Below are 14,110 nucleotides of genomic sequence, written 5' to 3' on the forward strand. Positions count from 1 at the left end.
TGTCAAGGGGTAATCATGACAACCCGTCCAACCGACCCGCCGCTCGCCTTTGCCCGCCACGACCACAGCGCCTGCACCGGCAATGTTCTGGCGCGCGCCGAGGCGATGGCCGCAGGCAACGGCCTGCGCCTGACACCCGTGCGCCGGCGCACGCTGGAAATCCTGCTGGAAAGCCACAAGGCGCTGGGCGCCTACGAGGTGCTGGACCGGCTGGCCGGGGACGGCTTTGCCCGCCAGCCCCCGGTGGCCTATAGGGCGCTCGACTTTCTCGTCGACCACGGTCTCGCGCACCGCATCCGCCGGCTGAACGCCTTTTGCGCCTGCATGCACCCGGGCACCGCCCATGTGCCCGCCTTCCTGATCTGCGAAGGCTGCGACGCGCTGGCCGAGGCGCCGGGCGACGACGTGGCCCGCGCCATGCAGGCCGCCGCGGCCAGCGCCGGATTTGACATCGACCGGATGAGCATCGAGGCCACGGGCCTGTGCCCCGCCTGCCGCGAGGGTGCGCGATGAGCCTGATCGCCACCGAGGGGCTCAGCCTGCGATATGGCCCCGTCGCCGCCTTGTCGAACGTGAACATCGCCATCGCCAAGGGCGAGATCGTCACCCTGATCGGCCCCAACGGCTCGGGCAAGTCCAGCCTGGTGCGCGCGCTCCTGGGCGCGGTGCGCCCTGCCGCCGGCCGCATCACTCGCGCTCCGGGGCTCAAGATCGGCTACGTGCCGCAAAAGCTCGCCGTCGACGCGCGGATGCCGCTCAGCGTGGGCCGCTTCCTGTCGCTGCCCAACCGCCGGCCCGAACCCGAGGTCGCCGCGATGCTCGCCCGCACCGGCGTGCCGGGGCTGGAGCACCGCCAGATCACCGCGCTCTCGGGCGGCCAGTTCCAGCGGGTGCTGCTGGCGCGCGCGCTGCTCGCCGCGCCGGACCTGTTGATCCTCGACGAGGCCACCCAGGGCCTGGATCAGCCGGGCACCGCCGCCTTTTACGCATTGATCGAGGACATTCGGCGCGAGACCGGCGCGGCCATCCTGATGGTCAGCCACGATTTACACGTGGTGATGAGCGCGTCCGACCGCGTGATCTGCCTCAACGGCCATGTCTGCTGCGAGGGGCACCCCCGCGTGGTGACCGCCGCACCCGAATACCGCGCGCTTTTCGGCCACGGCACCCACGGCACCATGGCGCTCTACCAGCATGCGCACGACCACGCGCACGACGCCTGCACCCACGAGGAAAAACCCGCCCATGCTCGATGATTTCCTGGTCCGCGCGGCGCTCGCCGGGCTGGCCGTCGCGCTGGCCGCAGGGCCGCTGGGCTGTTTCGTGGTCTGGCGGCGGATGGCCTATTTCGGCGAGGCCACCTCTCACGCGGCGATCCTGGGCGTTGCGCTGGCGCTTGCCTTCTCGACCTCGATTTTCCTTGGCACGCTCGCCGCGGCGCTGGCCATGGCGCTGACCCTGGGCGGGCTCACCGGCCGGGGGCTTGCCGCCGACACCGCGCTGGGTGTGCTGGCCCATGGCGCCTTGGCGTTCGGGCTGGTGGCGGTCTCCTTCCTGCGCGGGGTGCGGGTCGATCTCACCGCCTATCTCTTCGGTGACATCCTTGCCGTCGGCCGGGCCGAGCTCGCCACGATCTGGGCCGGCGCGCTCATCGTGGCGGGGCTGCTGGCCTGGCGCTGGTCGGCGCTGCTCACCGTCACCGTGAGCGAGGACCTCGCCCGCGCGGCCGGGCTCAACCCCGCGCGCGAACGGGCGATCCTAACATTGGCGCTTGCGCTCGTGGTCGCCGTGGCCCTGCAGGTTGTGGGCGCGCTGCTGATCGTGGCCATGCTCATCGTGCCGCCCGCCGCGGCGCGCGCGCTGGCCCGCTCGCCCGAGGCGATGGCGCTGGGCGCGCTCGCCATCGGCGCCGCCTCGGCGCTGGCCGGGCTCTGGGGCTCGCTCGTCTTCGACACGCCGGCGGGGCCCTCGATCGTCGTTGCCGCCAGCCTGATCTTCGCCGCCAGCCTCGTCCTGCCCCGCCTGCGTTGATCCCCCACTTCTTCTGGCCCGAAATATCCCGGGGGAGGCGCCCGGAATCGGGCGCCGGGGGCAGCGCCCCCTGTCTCCCTCTCCGCCCCGCAAAAAGGAAAGGGGCGGCGCCCCACTGGCCCGCCCCCCTGTCACGCAATAGGACCGGCCTCACTCGGGCTGGCAGATCTCGTGCTTGGCAATCGCCACCGCCGTGCGCGCCAGCAGAAGGGCGATGACCACCACCAGCAGCGCCAGCAGCCCGCCGCCCAGGTATTTGTGCATCTCCGACTGCGTCTCGCCGGCATAGAGGAACGTGGCGATGGTCAGCGCCGCCAGCGGGAAGGACAGCGCCCAGAAGGACAGCGCGAAGGGCAGCCTCAGGATCTTGGGCAATTGCGTCGCCACGATCAGCGCGAACACATAGGCCGAGTTCAGCAGGAACATTGCCAGAAGGTCCAGCTGGCCATTCAGCTTCATCCACGAGATGAAGCCCACCGCGGGCGGCGCGATCAGGATCACCAGCGTGGGTTGCAACCGGCTGGGCAGCGGGTCGTGGAAGGTCAGCCGGTTCATCACCAGGGTCAGCAGCACGATCCAGAACAGCAACCCGCCCGAGAAGAACAACCAGGAAATGTCGGTATAGCCCAGCTGGGCGCCGGCGATCGGCACCAGGATGTTGCCCACCGGCGGGATGAACCAGGCCGCGCTCAGGTGCCCCGGCTTGAAGTCGCGATGGCCGATCCAGTCGGAGATCACCAAAAGCGACAGCACCCCCTGCAGCGCCGTGCCGACGATCCAGAGCGGCTGTGCGATGGCCGGGTATTCGCCCAGGGTCGCGATCGACATCAGGATCAACGAGACCGAGATGGTCGGGAAGAAGGCCAGCCGCACCGGGTGGTGCCATTCCCAGGCCGCCATCTTGAAATGGGTCAGGATCTTAAGCCCGTAGCCAGCGGCCACGACGATCAGCAGCGCGGCCGAGACCAGCAGCGCATAGTGCGAATAATGCACACCCACCGAAAAGGCCTGTTCCCCGGCATGCAGCGCCAGGGTAAGGCCCAGCATGCCCATGACCGTCGCGAAGAAGGTGATCGGGTAATGTGCCAGGCGGCTTTCCTGCGCCTGCGGCTCGATATCGGCGGATGTGCTCATATCTTTTGGAAACTCCTCAGCTCAGTAGCTCTCTTCCTCGTCTCGTCCGAGCAGCGCCTGCACCACATAGGCCAGAAAGATCAGGCCGCCTGCCCCCGCGATCCCCGTCAGCATCAGCACGATCAAATCGACCGGCCCGCCGATATCGGAAAAGCCCGAATTCGTCATGTATTGCACGAACAGGATCGCCGCGATCGCCCCGATCGGCGCCGACAGTTCGGCGCGCGCCAGGTAGCGCGCTTCGAGGCTGCGGTCACGAATCAGAACAAAGATGAATGCGAGAGTAATAATTACCGCCACCGCAACCATCGTCCAAAAGAGCGCAGTTCCGAAGATCTCTTCGAAAACAGCGATCAAAGTTTCGAGAGTAAGGTCTTTCATCGGTTTTTCTCCTTACGCCTTGCCGCGCAGCATCGCGTTGTAGGTGGCTTTCAGCGCCACCTCTTTCATCAGCCACGAGATCCACAGCTCTTCCAGAGGCGCGATCATGCCGGGGAAGGACGGGGTCAGGTTGTTCTTGTAGTCGAACTCCACCAGCATCGCCCGGCCCACCCGGGTGATCAGCGGGCAGGAGGTGTAGCCGTTGTAGATTGCCGGGCTCATCTTGCCGGCGATATCGGCCACCAGATGATCCTCGGCCACCGGCACCTGCCATTTCACCGAGGCCGCGGTCTTGCCCTTCGGCACGCCGGCGATGTCGCCCACGGCGAAGACCTCGGGGTAGCGCGCGTGGCGCAGGGTCTGCGGGTCGACCTCGGCCCAGCCCTCGTTCACCCACTTGCCCGACTGCCAGGGCAGCGGCGAATTGCGGATCACCTCGGGCGCGACCATCGGCGGGATGACGTTGGTGAAATCGTATTCCATCTCGACGTCGCCCTCGGGCGAGCTGAAGGTGGCGATCTTCTTGGCCGGGTCGATGGCCTTCATCACCCGGTTGTAGGTGACGTTCACGCCGCGGTCGTCGAACAGCATCCGCACCTTTTCGTTCACGATCGGCACCGAGAACAGGCTGCCGCCATGGGCGGCATAGTCGATCCGCACCCGGCCGCGACTGCCCTTGCGGCGCGCGTAATCGTCGGTGAGGAAGGTGTATTTCAGCGGCGCGCCGGCGCATTTCATTTCCGTCGCCGGACGGGTGAAAAGCGCCACGTCCCCTTCGTCGGTGAAGCGGTCCATCGCGCCCCAGGTGCGCGCGGCATATTCGGGGCCGGCATAGACGGCGCCGATGCCATTGGTGCCCACCATATCGAGCGAGAAGCCCTCGATGGCGCCCCAGTCGAGCGTCAGGCCAGCGGCGAGGATCAGGTAATCATAGGCGACGGTCTTGCCGCCGGCGGTGACGATCTTCTTGGCCTCGGGGTCGATCTCGGCCGCGGCCTCGTCGATCCAGTCCACCCCGCGGGGCAGCCATTCGCCAGTGGACGAGACCGAGTAATCGGCCGGTTTCAGGCCCGAGGCGATCAGGGTGAAGCCGGGCTGGTAGAGATGCTGCTTGCGCCCGTCGATGATGGTGATCTTGGCGCCGTCCAGGCGGTCAACCAGGCGGTTGGCCATCGCGGTGCCCGCGGCACCGGCACCCAGGATCACGATCCGCGCTTGCGTCTTGACCTTCTCGGCCCGGGCGGGCGCGCTGCCGCCGGCCAACGCCAGCCCACCGGCCGCGAGCCCAAGAAAGGCGCGGCGCGAGGCGCCAAGGTGAAGGGGGTCGGTCATGCGTCTCCTCCTTAAACATTCGTATATTTGCATATGTCGGTATACAGATTCCATGACTTATGTCAAAGACTCATCTTTTACCGTAAGGGGATTTTTCGGGCCCGGGCCGCAACGGCGCCTGGCAAGGTGGGCGGGGCCGTGTCCAGCCCCGCCCAAGCAGCTTCATTCAGGCTTGCGCCGGCCGCTTTCGTATTCGCTGTCGCAGTTCATCTCCAGCCACATGGCGTTCACAACGGCGAAGAGCGCCGCCAGCGGAAGGCCGAGCATCCAAGCAAAATACCACATCCGGTCGCTCCTTTCTCAGTAAACGGAATCGCTGTTGTCCAACACGTCCTCGGACGTGACCTTGCCCCACAGCACTTTGTAGACCCAGGCGGTATAGGCCAGGATGATCGGCACGAAGATCACCGCCGAGACCAGCATCACGAAGAGCGTCAGCTGCGAGGACGAGCTGTCCCAGACCGTCAGCGACGAGTTCGGCTCGATGCTGGAGGGCAGGATGAACGGGAACATCGTCAGCCCGACCGTGGAGATGACGCCCAAGATCGAGAGTTTCGAGGCGATCATCGTCCAGCCTTCCTTGCCGGCCTTGAAGCCGAGCAAGGCCAGCCCCGCCCCCAAAATGCCCAGAACCGGCGCAACCGCGATCCAGGGCCGGGCGCCATAGGCCGTCATCCAGGACCCGCCCTTTTCGACCTCGCTCATCAGCGGGTTCGAGGGGCCGTCGGTCACGACCTCGCCGGCAAAGGCGTAGCCGTCGATGCCCGCCGCCAGCCAGAACCCGGCAAGGACGAACAGCACGATCGTCGATACCGCAGCATAGCCGCCGAAGATGCGGGCCCGGTGGGCGACGATGCCCTCGGTCTTGAGCACCAGCCAGGCCGCACCATGCATCACCAGCATCGACAGCGACACCAGACCGGCCAGCAGCGCGTAGGGGTTCAGCAGGCCGAAGAGATTGCCCTCGTACATCGGCATCAGATCCTCGGTCAGGTAAAAGGGCACGCCCTGCAACACGTTGCCGACCGCCACGCCGAAGACCAGCGCGGGCACGAAGCCGCCGACGAACAGCGCCCAGTCCCAGGCGGTGCGCCAGCGCTCGTCGTCACGCTTGGAGCGGTACTTGAAGCCCACCGGGCGCAGGATCAGCGCCGCGAGGATCAGGAACATGGCAAGGTAAAAGCCAGAGAAGCTGACCGCGTAGAGCGGTGGCCAGGCGGCGAAGATAGCCCCGCCGCCCAGGATGAACCACACCTGGTTGCCTTCCCAGACCGGGCCCACCGTATTGATCGCCACGCGCCGCTCGACATCCGTCCTGGCGACGAAGGGCAGAAGCGCCCCCACGCCAAGGTCGAAGCCATCGGTCAACGCGAAGCCGATGAGAAGCACGCCCAGCAGGACCCACCAGATGACGCGCAAGATTTCGAAATCCACGAGTTCGTGAAGGATCATGGTCTTTACTCCGCCGGTTGGGTGCTGGGGCCGTTGCCGGCCAGCCGTTCACGATGTTTGCGGACCCAGGCCTCGGTTTCCGGCACGTCGAGATAGGGGCCCTTGCGGATGTATTTCACCATCAGCCCCATCTCGATGACGAAGAGGATGGAGTAGAAGGTGACGAAACCCGCCAGCGTCAGGGCAACCTGCGCCACGCTGAGATTGCTGACCGACAGCGCGGTCGGCAGCACGCCGTCCACCGTCCAGGGCTGCCGGCCGAACTCGGCCACGAACCAGCCCATCTCGGCCGCGATCCACGGCGTCGGGATGGCGATCACTGCCGCCCGCAGCGCCCACCGCGGGAAGGACATGCGGTAGAAGTTCGCGCGGATGAAGAAGTAGGCCATGACGCCGATGAAGGCGAAGCCCAGCACCACCATGACGCGGAACGCCCAGAAAAGCTGGGGAACGCCGGGGATGGTGTCGGCGGCCGCCATTTCGATCTGCTCTTGGGTGGCGTCGCGCGGGTCCTCGACATAGCGCTTCAGCAGGAAGGCAAAGCCCAGGTCTTCGCTGTGCGCTTCGAACAGTGCGGTCTGCGCGGGCGTGGCCTGGCCGCGCGCCGCGCGGATCTGCATCAGCGCGTCATAGGCGACCAGCCCGTTTTCGATGCGCTCTTCCGCCTCGATCACCAACTCGTTGATGCCCGGCATCTCTTCGGTCAGCGAGCGTGTGCCGATCAGGCCCATCACCACCGGGATTTTCACCGCGAATTGGGTCTCGCGTTCTTCCATGTCGGGCAGGCCGACCAGGTTGAACGGCTCGGGCGCCTCGTGGGTTTCCCACATGCCCTCGATCGCGGCGAGCTTCATTTTCTGGGTATGGGTGGCCGAATAGCCGGATTCGTCGCCCAGGATCACCACCGACAGCGCCGAGGCCAAGCCAAAGCTGGCCGCCACCGCGATAGAGCGGCGTGCGAGTTCGATATGTCGGTCCTTCAGCAGGTACCAGGCCGAAACGCCGAGCACGAAGACCGAGGCCGTTACGTAACCGGCCGAGACCGTGTGCACGAACTTGGCCTGGGCGACGTGGTTGAAAATCACCTCGAAGAAGGACGTCATCTCCATCCGCATCGACATCGGGTTGAACTGGGCCCCGACCGGGTTTTGCATCCAGCCATTGGCGATCAGGATCCACAGCGCCGAGAAGTTCGACCCGATCGCCACCAGCCAGGTCACGACGCAATGGGCGACCTTCGACAGCTTGTCCCAGCCGAAGAACATCAGGCCCACGAAGGTCGCCTCAAGGAAGAATGCCATCAGGCCCTCGATGGCGAGCGGCGCACCGAAGACGTCACCGACATAGTGGCTGTAGTAGCTCCAGTTCATGCCGAACTGGAACTCCATGGTGATGCCCGTGGCGACCCCCAGCACGAAGTTGATCCCGAACAGCGTGGCCCAGAACTTCGTCATCTGGCGCCAGATCGGGCGATTGGTCATGACGTAGACCGTCTCCATGATCGCCACGATGATCGACAGACCAAGCGTGAGCGGCACGAAGAGGAAGTGAAACATGGCTGTCATGGCAAACTGGAGCCGGGACAGCTCGACAATGTCGAGTTCCATTTGGCGGGGCCTCCTTGTGGCCGTTACCCTAGCGATTCCTTAATGTGTATCTCAAAAACACATTAGAGCCGTTCTAGGTATCCGCCCGTGTGCACTCTTTGACCTATGTCAATTTGACATATTCAAGATGCATCTTTAGGGCATCCGAACCAGTCGCTGGGCCCAGTCCTTTTCGACGCGCCGGTGCGAGGCGGTCAGGATCGTCGCGTTCGGCAGGACATGGCGAATGCCATTCAGCACCGCCGCGGCGGTGGGCCGGTCCAGCCCCTCGGTCGGCTCGTCCAGCAGCAAGAGGCCGGGGCGGCGCAACAGCGCGCGCGCCAGCGCCAGGCGGCGCTGCTCGCCGCCCGACAACCCGGCGCCGTTTTCCTTCAGCCGCGACCGCAGCCCGCCGCGGGCGGCCACGGTCTCGCTCAGCGACACGGCCTCCAGCACAGCCTCGGCATCGGGCTCGGTCAGGGCCGGGTCGGCCAGCGCGAGCACGTCGAAAAAGCTGTTTCCCAAAAGCGTGCTGCGCTGGGGCAGATAGGTGACATGGGCGCGCAAGAGCGGATGGTCGAGCGTCTCGATCGGCTGGCCGTCCAGCAGGATGCGGCCCGCGTCGGGCCGCACCAGCCGCGCGGCCAGCGCAAGGACCGTGCTCTTGCCGCTGCCGCTGGCGCCGGTCAGCGCCACGATCTCGCCCGGGGCGATCTCCATGTCGAACCCTTCGAGCACCTGCCGCACCGCGCCCGAATGGCCAAAGCGCACCTGTTCGAACGTCAACGACGCGGCTCCGGCGGGCTGCGCCGGCGCGATCGCCGGGGCGGCCGGCGCGCCGTCATCGGGCAAAAGCCCCGTGACCCGCCGCGCGGCGTCGAGGATCCGGCCGATATCGGCCAGCCCACGGCGCAGCGGCACCACGGTCTCGGCCAGCGCCAGCGTTGCGAAAAAGCCCAGCGCCGCCAGCGCCGGTGTGATCTCGCCGCGCGCGGCCAGCGCCGCGCCCAGCCACAGCGCGATACCGCCCGACAGCGTCGTCGTCAGCGCCAGCAGCAGCCCGGCGCGGCGTTCCAGCCGGTCGGTCGCGTTCAGGTTCTCGCGCATCCGGGTTTCGGCCGCGGCCACCGCCGAGCTCTGGTCGGGCAGCCGGCCGTAGACCAAGAGATCGTCGCGCGCGCGCAACAGGTCGATCAGGCGGATGCGATAGGCCTGCAGCGCCTTTTCGGCCCGGCGCGAGGGCGCCATGGCGTGGCGTGCGGTCCAGAACAGCACATAGCCGACACCGAGGGTGAAGCTCGACATGATCCAGCCCGCCAGCAGCGGATCGGTCAGCCAGGCCAGCGTACCGTAGGCACCGAGATAGAGGATCAGCGCCGACACCGCCGGAATGAACAGGCGCAGCGCGATCCCGTCCAGCGCGTCGACATCGGCGACCAGCCGGTTCAGCGTCTCGGCGCCCCTGAGCCGCGACAGCCGGTCGAAGGGCAGATTCAGCACCCCGCGCAACAGGCCCACGCGGATGTCGGTCAGGCTTTTCAGCGTGGCGTCGTGGGTCAGCAGCCGCTCGCCATAGCGCGCCGCGGTGCGGGCCAGCGCCAGCAGGCGCACCGCCGCCGACGGCTGAAAGACGTTGAACGCGATGCCGGCACCCGCCAACCCCGCGGCGCCCGCCGCGGTGATGAACCAGCCCGACAGGCCCAGCAGCGCCACGCCGGCCACAAGGACCGTCACCGCCAGCGCCGTGCCCCGCAACAGTGCGCCGGGCTGCTTGCGCCAGATCAGTCGCAGGATATGCCACAGATGCTTCACCGGTCCGGCTCCAGCACGATTTCCTTGTCCATCCGCTTGGCGAGCCCCGCGTCATGGGTGGCCACGACCAGCGCCGCGCCGCTGCGCGCCAGCCCCAGCAGGCCCTCGGCCACCTGCGTCGCCGTCTCTTCGTCAAGGTCGGCTGTGGGCTCGTCGGCCAGCAGAAGCGCGGGCTCGGCATGGGCCGCGCGGGCAAGGATCAGCCGCCGCGCCTCGCCGCCCGACACGCCCATGCCGGTCTCGCCCAGCTGGGTATGCAGGCCCCGCGGCAGGGTTTCGACCACCTCGCGCGCCGCGGCCCGGTCGAGCGCGGCGTCGAGCGGGCGGTCGTCGCCCGGGCGCGCGGCCAGCGTCAGGTTGGCCTTAAGGCTGCCCGACAGAAACCGCGGTGCCTGTGGCATCCAGCCGAGCTGCGCGCGCCACGCATCCGCGGTTTCGCCCGACAGCACCGTGTCGCCCAGCTTGATCTCGCCCGCCTCGGGCGCATCGAGCCCGGCCAGCAGGCGCAGCAGCGACGACTTGCCCACGCCCGATGGTCCGGTCACCGCCAGCGTCTCGCCCGGCTCCAGATCGAAATCGGGATAGCGGATTCGCGTGCCGCCCGGCAGCCGGTGCACCAGCCCCCGCACCGACAGCGCGCCCGCCGACATCGGGGCCACGGCGGTGCCGCTGCCCAGGAACGCCGTCTCCTCCTCGGCCTCCAGCGCCGACAGCTCGCGCGCCACGGCAGAGGCGTCGGCCTTGTCGTGCCAGGCGGCGGCCAGGTCGCGCAACGGCTGGAAATAATCCGGTGCCAGCAGCAGCAGGAACACCCCCTCGCTGACGGTCAGCGGCGTGGCCCAGGCGCCGAAGCCCAACTCGCCCAGCAGCGCAAAGCCCACGTAGACCGCCACCATCGCGATGCCCAGCGCCGCGAACAATTCCAGCACGGTCGAGGACAGGAACGCGATGCGCAACACCTCCATCGTGCGTTTGCGCAGCCGGTCGGCGGCCTCCTGGAATTGCGCGGTGGTGCGCCCGGCGGCATCCAGCAGACGGATATCCACCAGCGCCGTCAGCCGCTCCAGCAGCAGCACGTTCATGTCCGACAGCTCTTCCATCTGCCGCTCGCTGGCCTCCTTGGCGGCGATGCCGACAAGCGCCATGAAAACCGGGATGAGCGGCCCGGCCACCAGCAGGACCAGGCCCACCGCCCAGGAAAACAGGAACGACACCGCCAGGATCACCGGCGGCATCACCGCCGCGCGGCGCTTGGCCGGCGCGTAGCGGATCAGGTAAGGGGTGAGCGCGGCCAGCTTTTCGGCGGCCAGCGTGGCGGTCTTGGCGGCGGGCTGGCGCGCGGGGTCGTCGGTGCGGCGGCGGCTTTCGCGGGCGATCAGGCGGTCGCGCTCGTTGGCCAGCACCCAGTCGGCCGCGGCAAAGGCCAGCGCCCCCGAGCGGCTGTCGAGCGCGGCGCGCAGTATCCCCACAAGGATGTAAACCAGCGCGTAGACCGCCACGCCGCCGGGCAGTCCGCCCTCGGGCTCCAGCATGTCGCCGACGGCCAGCGCAACGGCACCGGCCTGCACCAGCCACAACAGGGCCGACAGCGTGCCGAGATCGCCGGCGCTGCGCAGCGTCTGGCGCACCGGTTCGGTCATCAGCTCCAGGCGGGTCGCCGCCGGATCGGTCTTTTTTGCGCGTCTGCCCTTCACTCTCCGCCTCGCGCTACGCCCTGCCTGGGCATGTCGGACCCGCGAAATGGCGCTTGCCCTTCACGGTGCAGCCTCTATGCTCAATAATTCATGCATCCACAATGGAGCATTGCACCCTTCACGGGCATTGAGCCGAAAGGACCCCCGATGCGTCTGACGATACGCACCAACATCGCCATGCGGGCCCTTATGTATTGTGCCGTAAATGGTGGGCGGCTGGTGCGCAAGTCGGATATTGCAAAAGCCTGCAACACCTCGGAAAATCATATGGCCCAAGTGATCAACACGCTCAGCCATCACGGGCTTGTGCGCACGACCCGCGGCCGGCACGGCGGCTTGACCCTCAACAGGCCCGCCGAGGAGATCAGCGTGGGGGATGTTTTTCGCAAGCTTGAGGCAGGCGTGCCGTTCGCCGAATGCTTCGACCCCGAGACCAATACCTGCCCGATCTCCTGCTCCTGCAGGCTGAAGGGCGCGCTGGTCACGGCGCTGGCAGAATTCTACAATACGCTCGACGCGATCAGCCTGTCCGACCTGGTGGCCGGCAATGCCGAGCTTGAGGACACCCTGCTGCTGGCATGAGCGCCTCTTGCGCGGCGCGGCCGGGCCGCTAGGCTGATCTACGGACCCCAGCCGGAGCTGCTGCCATGCCCCTGCCCGACGACATCCCAGCCTTTCTGCGCCAGCTCTTCGACGCCGCGGTCGCCGCGGCAGACCCGATGCGCACGGTGCCCGGCGCCCTGCCCCCCCGGCCCGTCGGCCGCGTGGTCGTGGTCGGCGCCGGCAAGGCCTCGGCGCGGATGGCCGAGGCGGTCGAGACCGCCTGGGGCCCTTGCGAGGGGCTGGTGATCACGCGCTACGGCTACGGCCGGCCGACAAAGGGCATCGAGATCGTCGAGGCCGGCCACCCGGTGCCCGATGCCGCCGGGCAGACGGCTACCAACCGGATGCTGGACCTGCTGGGCACACTGGGCGAGGGCGATTTCGTGCTGGCGCTGATCTCGGGCGGCGGGTCGGCCCTGCTGATCGCGCCCGCCGACGGCATCACGCTGGCCGAAAAGCAGGCGCTGACCAACGCGCTTTTGTCCTCGGGCGCGCCCATCGGCGAGATCAACGGCATCCGCAAGGAGTTGTCTGCGGTCAAGGGCGGGCGGCTGGCGGCAGCCGCGTTTCCCGCCCGAATGCTGGCGCTGATGATCTCGGACGTGCCGGGCGACGACCCCGCCGATATCGCAAGCGGCCCCACCGTCGGCCACGAAGGCAACGCCGCAGGGGCGATTGCCGCGCTCGACCGCTGGGGCGTGACACCACCGCCCGCGATCGCGGGTTTTCTCCGGGCCGGCGGCGCCCCGCTCGACCCCGGCGACGACCGGCTGAGCCGCGTCGAAAACCGGGTAATCGCCGCGCCGGCGCAATCGCTCGCCGCCGCGGCAGAGGTCGCCCGCGCCGCCGGCATCCGGGCAGAGGTGCTGGGCGACGCGCTGGAGGGCGAGGCGCGCGAACTGGCGGGGGGTCATGCCTCGCTCGCGCTGACGCGGCAGGCGGCGATGGCGCGCGGCGACGCACCGCTGTTGCTGCTTTCGGGCGGGGAATGCACCGTCACGCGGCGCGGCGACGGCACCGGCGGGCCCAACGCGGAATACGCGCTGGCGCTGGCGCTTTCGCTGGACGGCGCGCCGGGACTTTACGGGATCGCCTGCGACACAGACGGCGTGGATGGGGCGGCCGAGGTGGCCGGCGCCGTCATCGGCCCGGACACGTTGGCCCGCGCCCGCGACGCGGGGCTGGACCCGGCCGCGGCGCTGGCGGCCAATGACAGCCACGGGTTTTTCGCAGCCCTCGGCGATCAGGTCATCACCGGGCCGACGCTGACCAATGTCAACGATGTCCGCGCCATCCTGATCGCGCCGCTGGGCTAGACCTCGGCGGCGCCGACCATCTCGCCGGTCATCGGGTCCTTGCCCGCGATGATCATGCCGAGCAGGTCATCCTCGGTCACCTTGTCGACATCGACCGTTCCCACCAGCCGGCCGTTCTTCATCACGCTGGCGCGGTCGCACATCGACTTGACCTGGTGGATGTCGTGGTCGATCAGGAAAATCCCGATCCCCTGCCGCTTGAGCTCTTCTATAAGCTCCGAGACCATCCGCGTCTCTTCGACCCCCAGCGCCGCGGTGGGCTCGTCCATGATCAGGATCTTGGCCTGGAAATAGACTGCCCGCGCGATGGCCACCGATTGCCGCTGCCCGCCCGAAAGGCCGGAAACGGGGGTCTTGAAGCGGCGGAAATTGGGGTTGAGCCGCTTCATGATCTTGCGCGTCTCGGCCTCCATCTTTGCGTCGTCGACCAGCCCCAGCGGCGTCACCAGCTCGCGCCCGAGGAACATGTTGGCCGCGGCGTCCAGGTTGTCGGCCAGCGCGAGGTACTGGTAGATCGTCTCGATCTGGTAGTCGCGCGCGTCGCGCGGGCTGTTGATCGGCGCGGGCGTACCGTTGATGAAGATCTCGCCCCCGTCGCGCGGCAGCGCGCCCGACAGCATCTTCATCAGCACCGACTTTCCGGCGCCGTTATGCCCCAGGATCCCCACCACCTCGCCGGGGTGAAGGTCGACATTGACGTGATCGACGGCGCGGATGCCGCCAAAAGCTTTCTGCATATCGCGCATCTCGACCAGCGGGGGTGCCATGA

At 67.7% G+C, this 14,110-nt stretch carries 14 protein-coding genes; 5 read left to right on the forward strand and 9 right to left on the reverse strand.

All coding sequences use genetic code 11. The features are described from left to right. Positions 1 to 15: 15 nt before the first annotated feature. Genes Ga0609869_RS03615 through Ga0609869_RS03625 form a run of 3 tightly spaced genes read left to right on the forward strand, consistent with a single transcriptional unit; the run spans position 16 to position 2,031 of the window. On the forward strand, positions 16 to 513 hold the full coding sequence (locus tag Ga0609869_RS03615; RefSeq protein WP_125407679.1) for a Fur family transcriptional regulator: 498 nt from the start codon (positions 16 to 18) through the stop codon (positions 511 to 513). Continuing rightward, a complete protein-coding gene (locus Ga0609869_RS03620) occupies positions 510 to 1,256 on the forward strand; it encodes an ATP-binding cassette domain-containing protein (protein WP_125407676.1) in 747 nt (248 codons plus the stop codon). Before Ga0609869_RS03615 ends, Ga0609869_RS03620 begins: the two co-directional genes overlap by 4 nt. After that, positions 1,246 to 2,031: a metal ABC transporter permease gene (locus Ga0609869_RS03625; RefSeq protein WP_125407674.1), complete on the forward strand. Its 786-nt coding sequence runs from the start codon at positions 1,246 to 1,248 to the stop codon at positions 2,029 to 2,031. Before Ga0609869_RS03620 ends, Ga0609869_RS03625 begins: the two co-directional genes overlap by 11 nt. Positions 2,032 to 2,181: 150 nt before the next feature. Here the strand turns inward: Ga0609869_RS03625 and Ga0609869_RS03630 are convergent, their stop codons facing one another. From Ga0609869_RS03630 to cydD, 8 genes are all read right to left on the reverse strand, one after another. Next, the gene (locus Ga0609869_RS03630) at positions 2,182 to 3,165 is read right to left on the reverse strand and encodes an SLAC1 anion channel family protein (protein WP_125407671.1); all 984 of its coding nucleotides are present in this window, start codon (positions 3,163 to 3,165) and stop codon (positions 2,182 to 2,184) included. Positions 3,166 to 3,186: 21 nt separating this feature from the next. After that, positions 3,187 to 3,546 (reverse strand): DUF5368 domain-containing protein, encoded by a 360-nt coding sequence (locus tag Ga0609869_RS03635; RefSeq protein ID WP_125407668.1) that lies wholly within the window; start codon positions 3,544 to 3,546, stop codon positions 3,187 to 3,189. A gap of 12 nt (positions 3,547 to 3,558) precedes the next feature. Continuing rightward, positions 3,559 to 4,878, reverse strand: a complete 1,320-nt coding sequence (locus Ga0609869_RS03640) for an NAD(P)/FAD-dependent oxidoreductase (protein ID WP_125407665.1) — start codon at positions 4,876 to 4,878, stop codon at positions 3,559 to 3,561. Positions 4,879 to 5,040: 162 nt separating this feature from the next. Next, positions 5,041 to 5,163 carry a cytochrome bd-I oxidase subunit CydX gene (gene cydX / locus Ga0609869_RS03645; RefSeq protein WP_125407662.1) on the reverse strand — a complete coding sequence of 41 codons (123 nt, stop codon included), beginning with the start codon at positions 5,161 to 5,163 and terminating at the stop codon, positions 5,041 to 5,043. Between the two features lie 15 nt (positions 5,164 to 5,178). Further along, positions 5,179 to 6,330: a cytochrome d ubiquinol oxidase subunit II gene (gene cydB / locus Ga0609869_RS03650; RefSeq protein ID WP_125407659.1), complete on the reverse strand. Its 1,152-nt coding sequence runs from the start codon at positions 6,328 to 6,330 to the stop codon at positions 5,179 to 5,181. 5 nt (positions 6,331 to 6,335) lie between these two features. Then, on the reverse strand, positions 6,336 to 7,937 hold the full coding sequence (locus Ga0609869_RS03655; RefSeq protein WP_125407656.1) for a cytochrome ubiquinol oxidase subunit I: 1,602 nt from the start codon (positions 7,935 to 7,937) through the stop codon (positions 6,336 to 6,338). A 135-nt stretch (positions 7,938 to 8,072) separates the two neighbouring features. After that, positions 8,073 to 9,728: an amino acid ABC transporter ATP-binding/permease protein gene (locus Ga0609869_RS03660; protein WP_125407653.1), complete on the reverse strand. Its 1,656-nt coding sequence runs from the start codon at positions 9,726 to 9,728 to the stop codon at positions 8,073 to 8,075. Beyond that, complete coding sequence (cydD, locus tag Ga0609869_RS03665; protein WP_125407651.1) at positions 9,725 to 11,368, reverse strand: thiol reductant ABC exporter subunit CydD; 1,644 nt, start codon at positions 11,366 to 11,368, stop codon at positions 9,725 to 9,727. The genes Ga0609869_RS03660 and cydD overlap by 4 nt, the downstream gene beginning before the upstream one ends. Before the next feature lie 201 nt (positions 11,369 to 11,569). Between cydD and Ga0609869_RS03670 the strand changes: the two genes are divergently transcribed. Continuing rightward, on the forward strand, positions 11,570 to 12,004 hold the full coding sequence (locus Ga0609869_RS03670) for an RrF2 family transcriptional regulator (RefSeq protein ID WP_125407648.1): 435 nt from the start codon (positions 11,570 to 11,572) through the stop codon (positions 12,002 to 12,004). A gap of 65 nt (positions 12,005 to 12,069) precedes the next feature. Beyond that, a complete protein-coding gene (locus Ga0609869_RS03675; protein ID WP_125407646.1) occupies positions 12,070 to 13,341 on the forward strand; it encodes a glycerate kinase type-2 family protein in 1,272 nt (423 codons plus the stop codon). On the opposite strand, the gene Ga0609869_RS03680 is transcribed toward Ga0609869_RS03675, so the two are convergent. Then, a complete protein-coding gene (locus Ga0609869_RS03680) occupies positions 13,338 to 14,108 on the reverse strand; it encodes an ATP-binding cassette domain-containing protein (protein WP_125407643.1) in 771 nt (256 codons plus the stop codon). The two genes, Ga0609869_RS03675 and Ga0609869_RS03680, sit on opposite strands and share 4 nt — an antisense overlap. Between the last annotated feature and the right edge of the window lie 2 nt (positions 14,109 to 14,110).

It is taken from the genome of Rhodovulum iodosum, assembly GCF_041020385.1.
GTDB classification, from domain to species: Bacteria; Pseudomonadota; Alphaproteobacteria; order Rhodobacterales; family Rhodobacteraceae; genus Rhodovulum; species Rhodovulum iodosum.

Bases quoted from the DNA above. Each gene is read 5' to 3' on its own strand.
- Ga0609869_RS03630 (WP_125407671.1), bottom strand. From the start codon at position 3,165: ATGAGCACATCCGCCGATATCGAGCCGCAGGCGCAGGAAAGCCGCCTG.
- Ga0609869_RS03625 (WP_125407674.1), top strand. From the start codon at position 1,246: ATGCTCGATGATTTCCTGGTCCGCGCGGCGCTCGCCGGGCTGGCCGTC.
- Ga0609869_RS03655 (WP_125407656.1), bottom strand. From the start codon at position 7,937: ATGGAACTCGACATTGTCGAGCTGTCCCGGCTCCAGTTTGCCATGACA.
- Ga0609869_RS03635 (WP_125407668.1), bottom strand. From the start codon at position 3,546: ATGAAAGACCTTACTCTCGAAACTTTGATCGCTGTTTTCGAAGAGATC.
- Ga0609869_RS03640 (WP_125407665.1), bottom strand. From the start codon at position 4,878: ATGACCGACCCCCTTCACCTTGGCGCCTCGCGCCGCGCCTTTCTTGGG.
- Ga0609869_RS03680 (WP_125407643.1), bottom strand. From the start codon at position 14,108: ATGGCACCCCCGCTGGTCGAGATGCGCGATATGCAGAAAGCTTTTGGC.
- Ga0609869_RS03615 (WP_125407679.1), top strand. From the start codon at position 16: ATGACAACCCGTCCAACCGACCCGCCGCTCGCCTTTGCCCGCCACGAC.
- Ga0609869_RS03620 (WP_125407676.1), top strand. From the start codon at position 510: ATGAGCCTGATCGCCACCGAGGGGCTCAGCCTGCGATATGGCCCCGTC.
- Ga0609869_RS03670 (WP_125407648.1), top strand. From the start codon at position 11,570: ATGCGTCTGACGATACGCACCAACATCGCCATGCGGGCCCTTATGTAT.
- cydD (WP_125407651.1), bottom strand. From the start codon at position 11,368: ATGACCGAACCGGTGCGCCAGACGCTGCGCAGCGCCGGCGATCTCGGC.
- Ga0609869_RS03675 (WP_125407646.1), top strand. From the start codon at position 12,070: ATGCCCCTGCCCGACGACATCCCAGCCTTTCTGCGCCAGCTCTTCGAC.
- cydB (WP_125407659.1), bottom strand. From the start codon at position 6,330: ATGATCCTTCACGAACTCGTGGATTTCGAAATCTTGCGCGTCATCTGG.
- cydX (WP_125407662.1), bottom strand. From the start codon at position 5,163: ATGTGGTATTTTGCTTGGATGCTCGGCCTTCCGCTGGCGGCGCTCTTC.